General features: G+C 70.1%; 8 protein-coding genes. 5 read left to right on the forward strand and 3 right to left on the reverse strand.

What is annotated here, in order from left to right:
* The 5 genes from AC3XYG_RS16495 to AC3XYG_RS16515 form a co-directional block, all read left to right on the forward strand.
* On the forward strand, positions 1-686 hold a 686-nt coding region (locus AC3XYG_RS16495; RefSeq protein WP_489140937.1), incomplete at its 5' end, for a hypothetical protein.
* A gap of 355 nt (positions 687-1,041) precedes the next feature.
* Positions 1,042-1,929, forward strand: coding sequence for an NAD(P)-dependent oxidoreductase (locus AC3XYG_RS16500; RefSeq protein ID WP_489140938.1), 888 nt, complete (start codon positions 1,042-1,044; stop codon positions 1,927-1,929).
* The gene (locus AC3XYG_RS16505) at positions 1,926-2,780 is read left to right on the forward strand and encodes an alpha/beta fold hydrolase (protein WP_489140939.1); all 855 of its coding nucleotides are present in this window, start codon (positions 1,926-1,928) and stop codon (positions 2,778-2,780) included. The genes AC3XYG_RS16500 and AC3XYG_RS16505 overlap by 4 nt, the downstream gene beginning before the upstream one ends.
* A gap of 97 nt (positions 2,781-2,877) precedes the next feature.
* Positions 2,878-4,053, forward strand: a complete 1,176-nt coding sequence (locus AC3XYG_RS16510; RefSeq protein ID WP_489140940.1) for a helix-turn-helix transcriptional regulator — start codon at positions 2,878-2,880, stop codon at positions 4,051-4,053.
* Positions 4,054-4,185: 132 nt separating this feature from the next.
* Positions 4,186-4,632, forward strand: coding sequence for a DoxX family protein (locus AC3XYG_RS16515; RefSeq protein ID WP_489140941.1), 447 nt, complete (start codon positions 4,186-4,188; stop codon positions 4,630-4,632).
* A gap of 223 nt (positions 4,633-4,855) precedes the next feature.
* On the opposite strand, the gene AC3XYG_RS16520 is transcribed toward AC3XYG_RS16515, so the two are convergent.
* The 3 genes from AC3XYG_RS16520 to AC3XYG_RS16530 form a co-directional block, all read right to left on the reverse strand.
* A complete protein-coding gene (locus tag AC3XYG_RS16520) occupies positions 4,856-5,635 on the reverse strand; it encodes a MetQ/NlpA family ABC transporter substrate-binding protein (protein ID WP_489140942.1) in 780 nt (259 codons plus the stop codon).
* 93 nt (positions 5,636-5,728) lie between these two features.
* Positions 5,729-6,397: a methionine ABC transporter permease gene (locus AC3XYG_RS16525; RefSeq protein ID WP_489140943.1), complete on the reverse strand. Its 669-nt coding sequence runs from the start codon at positions 6,395-6,397 to the stop codon at positions 5,729-5,731.
* Positions 6,366-7,160 (reverse strand): methionine ABC transporter ATP-binding protein (locus AC3XYG_RS16530; RefSeq protein WP_489140944.1); only part of this gene is annotated, 795 nt, incomplete at its 5' end. The genes AC3XYG_RS16530 and AC3XYG_RS16525, both read right to left, overlap by 32 nt.

Raw genomic sequence — 7,160 nt, forward strand, 5'->3', positions numbered from 1 at the left:
GCCCGGGCCGGAAAGCACGATCGCAGTGGTATTATCCAGCGACCTTGTTCATCCTTTGTTCCATGGACAAGGCGCAATCCCATCCGGCATCGGAGGCCCCGGCCGCTCCCCAGGAGGAGCGGTCGGCGCGGCATGCCCGGATGCTGGCGCGGGCGGCCGAGATCCAGATGGAGGTGATGGAGGCGACCCGGACCGAGGCGGTGGAGACGCCGCAGCCCGGCGTCGACTACTGCCAGCGCATCGCCGTGCTCACCAAGTCGCTGCGGCTGACGCTGCTGCTGGAGGACAAGTTCGCCGGCCAACGCGACGAGCGGCGCACGGCCGTGGCAAGGCGGGAGGCAAACCGGCAGCAGAATCACAGCCTGCGGGTGAAGCTGGCGATGATGGCGGCGGCCCACGACACGCTCGACGGCGATGAAGGCTCCCGCCGCGCGCGGGAAGTCTGCGAGGGTCTGGAGCGGCCTGAGGTGGCCGAGCTGGTCGAGAGCAGCCGGGCGGAGATCGCGGTGGCGACGCTGTGCCGGCGCTGGGGATATCCGCCGAAGGTCGAGCGCTGGCTGGAAGTGGCGGACAAGGCCCTGGAGAAGTTGGGCTTCGTGGGGTCAGGAGACGAGCCCTGGCCGGAGGATCCGCCCGAGTTTCGTGCCGGCAGCAGCCGCAGGCCAAAGCCGCCGGATACGGGGTGACGGCGGTCTCCCCCACCTGTCATTGCCGGGCTTGACCCGGCAATCCAGAGAATGTCGACAGCCTTTGGATGCCCGGATCAAGTCCGGGCATGACAGGTAGGGATGGGAATCGGGGCTCGCCGACGCGATCCCAGCCACCGAAACCAAAAAGTCGGAGTGTTTCGCCTCTCCCGCCCCGCGGGAGGGGCCGGAGGTGCTGGCGCCGTCGGCTTACCCGGAACCGCCCAGTGAAGGGTTGGCATGGCCGGCTCCCCCCTGCGGCAACGGGCTGGCTTCCCGGCGCAGCCTTTGTAGGATGTAAGAAGGCGCGGCCGGTTTCCGGTCGCGCCGCGTCATGACGGGAGGAGCTGGATCCATGGCCGACATCGCATATCTCGGGCTCGGGCTGATGGGCCGGGGCATGGTCCGCAACCTGCTGAAGGCGGGGCACACCGTGCACGCCTGGAACCGTAGCGCCGTCGAGCTGCCCGAGGAGATCACCGGCCATGCTGGCTACCATCGTGCCGCATCGGTGGCCGCGGCGGTGGCGGGCCGTGACCGGGTCATGCTCTGCGTCACCGGGCCGGACGCCCAGCGCGCGCTGCTGCTGGGCCCCGACGGCGCCCTGGCCCATGCCGCCAAGCGCGCGGTGATCGTCGACAGCACCACCACCGACCCCGTGGTGTCGCGCGCGCTGGCCGAAGCGGCGGCCGAGGCCGGCCACCTCTATCTCGACGCCCCGGTCTACGGCAGCATGGGCCAGGCCTGGGACGGCACCATCGGCTTCATCGTCGGCGGCGACCCCGTGGTGCTGGACTCGGTGCGGCCGGTGCTGGAGGCGATCTCCGGCGGGGTCCACCATCTCGGCCCCAACGGGGCCGGCGCGGTCATGAAGCTGATCGGCAACCTGCTGTCGGCGGCGCAGACCGCGGCGCTGGGCGAAGGCCTGGCCCTGGCCCGCAAGAACGGCCTGGCGCCGGACGGGGTGATCGAGGTGCTGGACCGCTTCGGCGGCTCTTCCACCGTCATCCGCGGCGCCGCACGCAAGACCCTGGCGAACGACTTCGCGCCGGCCTTCCATCTCAAGAACATGGCCAAGGACATCGGGCTGATGCTCGATCTCGGCAAGGCCAGCCTGGTGCCGATGCCCGGCACCGCCCTGACGGCGGAGCTGTACCGCGCGGCCCTGGCGGCGGGCTATGGCGAGCTGCAGGCCAATGCCATCCACAAGGTGCAGTTCGGCCTCGCCGGCATCAAGGAATGAGCCTCCCGGACCTGGCGGGCGGGGGCGCCGCGCCGCATCCGGCACTGTCCGGCGGCATCCGCGCCGAGACCGTCACCCTGGCCGATGGCCGGTCGATCCGCTTCCGCCGCATGGGCACGGGCGATGCCACGCCGATCGTTATGGTGCACGGTTTCGCCGGCGAGCTGCTGACCTGGGCCGCCAATCAGGGGCCGCTGTCGGCCCGCCGGCCGGTCGTTGCGCTCGACCTGCCCGGCCATGGCGGCTCGTCCAAGGATCTCGGACCGGGCGGCGTGCCCGGCCTGGCCGAGGCGCTGCGGGCCTTCCTTGACGCGCTCGGCATCGCCCGGGCCCATCTGGTCGGCCATTCCCTGGGCGGCGCCGTGGTGCTGCTGGCGGCTTTGGCCCAGCCCGGCCGTGCCGCCTCGCTGACCCTGATCGCGCCCGGCAGCCTGGGCGCCCAGGTCAACACGGACTTCATCGACCGGCTGCTGGCGGCCGACGATCCGGAAGCCCTGGCGGCGGCGCTGCGGCCGCTCTACGCCGACCCGTCGCCGATCACCCCGGCTTTGGGCGAGCTGGTGTTGATGGCGATGCGGGCGCCCGGCACGCGGCCGACGCTGCGCCGCCTGGCCGACCAATGCTTCACCGCCGGCGCCCAGCGCCTGGTGCTGCGTGACCGGCTGAGGGAACTGACCATGCCGATCAAGGTGTTATGGGGGATGAACGACGTCATCCTGCCGGCCCATCACGGCTGGGGCCTGCCGGGCACCGTGGCGTTGCACCTCTTCCCCGGCCAGGGCCACATGCTGCCGATCGAGGCGGCGGCAGAGGTCAACCGCCTGGTCGCGGAAAACGCCGCGACCGGCTGAATCCGGCAGGGCCCGATACTGCACGGCACTTGCCGGGGAGAGATCGATGGGGTTTTAATCAAAATAAGTCCGACATTCCCGGTGACGGAGGATCGGCGTGGGAGATCTCGAACGACTCAGCGGACTGGTGGCCGGCATCTACGATGCCGGGAACGATCCGGTGGCCTGGCAGCCCGTGCTCGCCGACATCCGCGACTGGACCGGCGGCGAAGCGGCGCAGGTGCTGATGCTCGAACCCGGCGCGGGGCTATGCCGCCGCCGGGCGTCCTTCGCCGCGACCGTCGGCTACGACCCGGCGGCGCATGCCGACTATGTCGCGGATTACGCGTTGGAGGATCCCCGCCTGCCGGCCTGGCGCCGCCTGCCACCGCAGGCCCAGGCCTGCCACGAGGTGGTGGACGCCGACTGGTTCGACCGCCAGCCGCTCGGGGATTTCCTGGACCGCAACGGCTATCGCTGGACCATGGGGGCGATCGAGCCGGAATTCGCGCCGGGGCTGGCCGGTATCGGGGTGCACCGTGCCCGCCGCGAAGGGCCGTTCACACCGGACGAGGTGCGGCGGCTCGACCTGCTGGTGCCGCATATCCGCCGCATGCTGGCGCTGCACCAGCGGCTTGATGCGCTGACCAGCCGCGCCGGCGCCGCCGAGGATGTGCTCGACCGGCTCGACCGGGCGCTGATCCTGCTGACGGCCGATGGCCGCGTCCTGCATGCCAACCTGGCGGCGGAGCAGCTGTTCGAGAGCGGCCGGTTGCGGCTGCGCGGCAACCGGCTGGAATCACCTGATGCAGCCGAGGCGACGGCGCTGCGGGCCCTGGTGGCGGCGGTGCTGGACCCGATGCCGGACTCCGTCCTGACCCGGTTCCTGCCCGGGCCGGGCGGGGCCGGGGCGCTGATCGCCGGCGGCTGCCGGCTGCCGGCCCGCCGCCCGGCGTCGATCACCGCGCCGCTGGCTGCGGCTGCCCTGTTCCTGACGCCGCTGGGCGGGGCGCAGGGGGATCTGCACCAGCTGCTGCCGGCGATGTTCGGCCTCAGCCCGGCCGAAGTGCGGCTGGTGGTGTCGCTGCATGACGGGCTGTCGCTGACCGAAATCGCGGACCAGCTGCGCCTCAGCCGCGAGACGCTGCGCACCCAGCTGCGCATGGTGTTCGACAAGACCGGGACGCGGCGCCAGGGCGCCCTGATCCGGCTGCTGGCCGACCTGGCCCGGGAGGGCCGCCTGGTGCGACAGCGTCACGCAGAAGCCCGGTGGCCCCGGCCAACGCCGCACTGAGGGTCGATTGTGGCAGGACCGGGGAGCGGCGGTGCCCCTTCTCTGTGACAGGCTGTGATGGCGGACACGGCGCAGCCACAATGATCGGCTTAAGTTACCACCGTAATCCAGGAACGACCGAAACCCATTTCCATGTCCACCACCACCTTAGACGCGCACGCCACCGAGTCGACGATGATCCGGCTCGACCTTATTCAACTCGCCGGCCGGTTGTGCCTGGCGCTGGTGTTCTTCGCCGCCGGCATCTCCAAGATCCCGGACTGGGCGACGATGATGGCCTATGTGCAGAGCTACACCCTGCCGGCACCGGAACTGCTGCTCGGCACCGCCACGGTGCTGCAGATTGTCGCCGGCGCGGCGCTGCTGCTCGGCTGGCACACCCGGCTGGCGGCCCTGGTCCTGGCCGGCTTCACCGTGGTCGCGACCGTGATCTTCCATGGCTTCTGGAACTCGCCGCCGGACCGGTTCGAATTCGACTTCGTGATCTTCATGAGCAATTTTGCCGTGCTCGGTGGGCTGCTGTTCATCGCCGGCACGGGCGGCGGCCGCCACTCGCTCGACGCCATCCCACGCGACTGAAGCGTCCATACGGAAAGGGCGCCTGACCATCGGTCCGGCGCCCTTTCTGCTGTCCGGTGTGTCGTTGGTCCGTGCGCTTAGAGATCGTTTGGAAATGCGCTGGTGTGAGTCGGCTGGTGGCGGTTTCGAGAACCGGCGCGCAGCGGAGATGGTCGTCCGTGAGCACCGGAAGCGCAGAAACCGCCATCAGACGGCCGCACCAGGTGCGTTTACAAGCGGTCTCTTACCAGCCGGCGATCACGGCACCCTTGAAGCGGGTGGCCAGGAACTGCTTCACCGCGTCGCTGTGATAGCTCTCGACCAGGATCTTCACCCAGGGCTCGTCCTTGCGCGCCGTCTGTACCGCGATGATGTTGACGTAGGGGCCGTCCGCCGCCTCGCGCAGGATCGCATCCTTGGCCGGGTCCAGCCCGGCCTCGACCGCATAGTTGGTGTTGATCGCCGAGATGTCGGTGTCGTCGAGCGACCGCGGCAACTGCGCCGCGTCGAGCTCGACGATCTCCAGCTTCTTCGGGTTGTCGGTGATGTCGGCCACGGTCGGCTTCAGCCCGGTGCCGTCGGCCAGCTTGATCAGCCCGGCGCTCTGCAGCAGCAACAGCACGCGGCCGCCATTGGTCGGGTCGTTCGGGATGCCGACGGTGGCGCCGTCGCGCAACTCGCCGATCGCCTTGATCTTCCTGGAATAGAAGCCGATCGGGAAGGTGACGGTGTTGGCCACCTTGCTCAGCTTGTAGCCGCGCTTCTCGATCTCGTTGACGAGATAGGGCTCGTGCTGGAACGAGTTGGCGTCGAGTTCGCCCGAATCCAGCGCCGCGTTCGGTACCACGTAATCCGTGAACTCGACGATCTCGATGTCCAGGCCGCGGGCGTGGGCGATCGGCTTCACCTGTTCCAGGATCTCGGCATGCGGCCCCGGCGTGACGCCGATCTTGATGGTCTCGGCCGCCGCCGGCATGGCCAGCAGGGCAAGCGCCGCCGCGGCCAGAATGGTCTTCAGGCTCATCAGTATCCCCCTCGCGTATTGGAAAGCCCAGCCCGCGACCGCGGGCCGGCCCTCAGGCCGAACCGTCAGGCGCGGTGCGCCTGACGGCCTCTATCAGGATCCGGCGCGCTGGCGCTTGTTGACGCGGCGGGCCAGCCGGTCGCCGGCCATCTGCACCGCCTGGACGAACAGGATCAGCACGATGACCACGGCGGCCATCATCTCCGGCATGAAGCGCTGGTAGCCATAGCGGATGCCCAGGTCACCCAGGCCGCCGCCGCCGACCGCGCCGACCATGGCGGAATAGCCGATCAGGCTGACCACGGTCAGGGTCAGGCCCAGCACGATCGCCGGCATCGCCTCGGGCACCAGCACCTTGCGCACGATCTGCAGCGGCGTGGCGCCCATCGCCTTGGCCGCCTCGACGAGGCTCTGGTCGACCTCGCGCACCGCCGCCTCGATGATCCGGGCGATGAAGGGCACGCAGGCGATGGTCAGCGGCACGATCGCCGCGGTGGTGCCGATCGAGGTGCCGGCCACCAGCCGGGTGAACGGAATGATCGCCACCACCAGGATGATGAAGGGGGTGGAGCGGGTGGCGTTGACCACCAGGCCGACGATGCGGTTGGCGGCAGGGGCCGCGAACAGCTCGCCCTTGCCGCTGGTCGCCAGCCAGACCCCGATCGGCCCGCCCAGCAGGGTGCCGATCGCGGCCGCGACCGCGACCATGTACAGCGTCGCCCAGGCGGCGTCAGCCAGCAGCGCGAAGAGTTGCGGGGACATGGCCCAGGACCTCGACGGAAAGCTTGAGGGAGGTGAGGAAATCGATCGCCGGCCGTGCCGTTTCCGGCCCACCGGGGATCGAGACGATCAGCGTGCCGAACGGCGCGCCCTGCACGCTGTCGACCCGGCCGTGCAGCAGTGCCGCGTCGATGCCCAGGCGCCGGGCCAGCTGGCCGATCGCCGTGGTGCCGGCCTGCGCCCCGGCGAAGACCAGCCGCAGCACGGTCTCGCCACCGGCCAGGGGCGCGTCGGACAGCCGGGCCGCCAGATCGTCCGGCAGCTCGGCACCGGTGACGCTGGCGACGAAGGCGCGGGAGGTCGGGGTCTGCGGCCGGGTGAACAGGTCGAACACCCGCGCCTGTTCGATCACCCGGCCGTGTTCCAGCACCGCGACGCGATGGCAGATCGCCTTGATCACCGCCATCTCATGGGTGATCAGCACGATGGTGAGGCCGAGCTCGCGATTGATCTTTGCCAGCAGCTGCAGGATCGAGGCCGTGGTCTCGGGGTCGAGCGCCGAGGTCGCCTCGTCGCACAGCAGGACATTCGGCTCGCTGGCCAAAGCGCGGGCGTCGCCGACGCGCTGCTTCTGCCCGCCGGACAGTTCGGCCGGATAGCGGTCGCGCTTGTCGGTCAGCGCGACCTGCTCCAGCAGCCGGTCGACCCGTTGGGCGATTGTGCGGCGGTCCAGGCCGGCCAGCTCAAGCGGGAGGGCGAAATTGCCGAACACGGTGCGCGAGTACAGCAGTGCGAAATGCTGGAA

Source organism: Inquilinus sp., assembly GCF_057815775.1.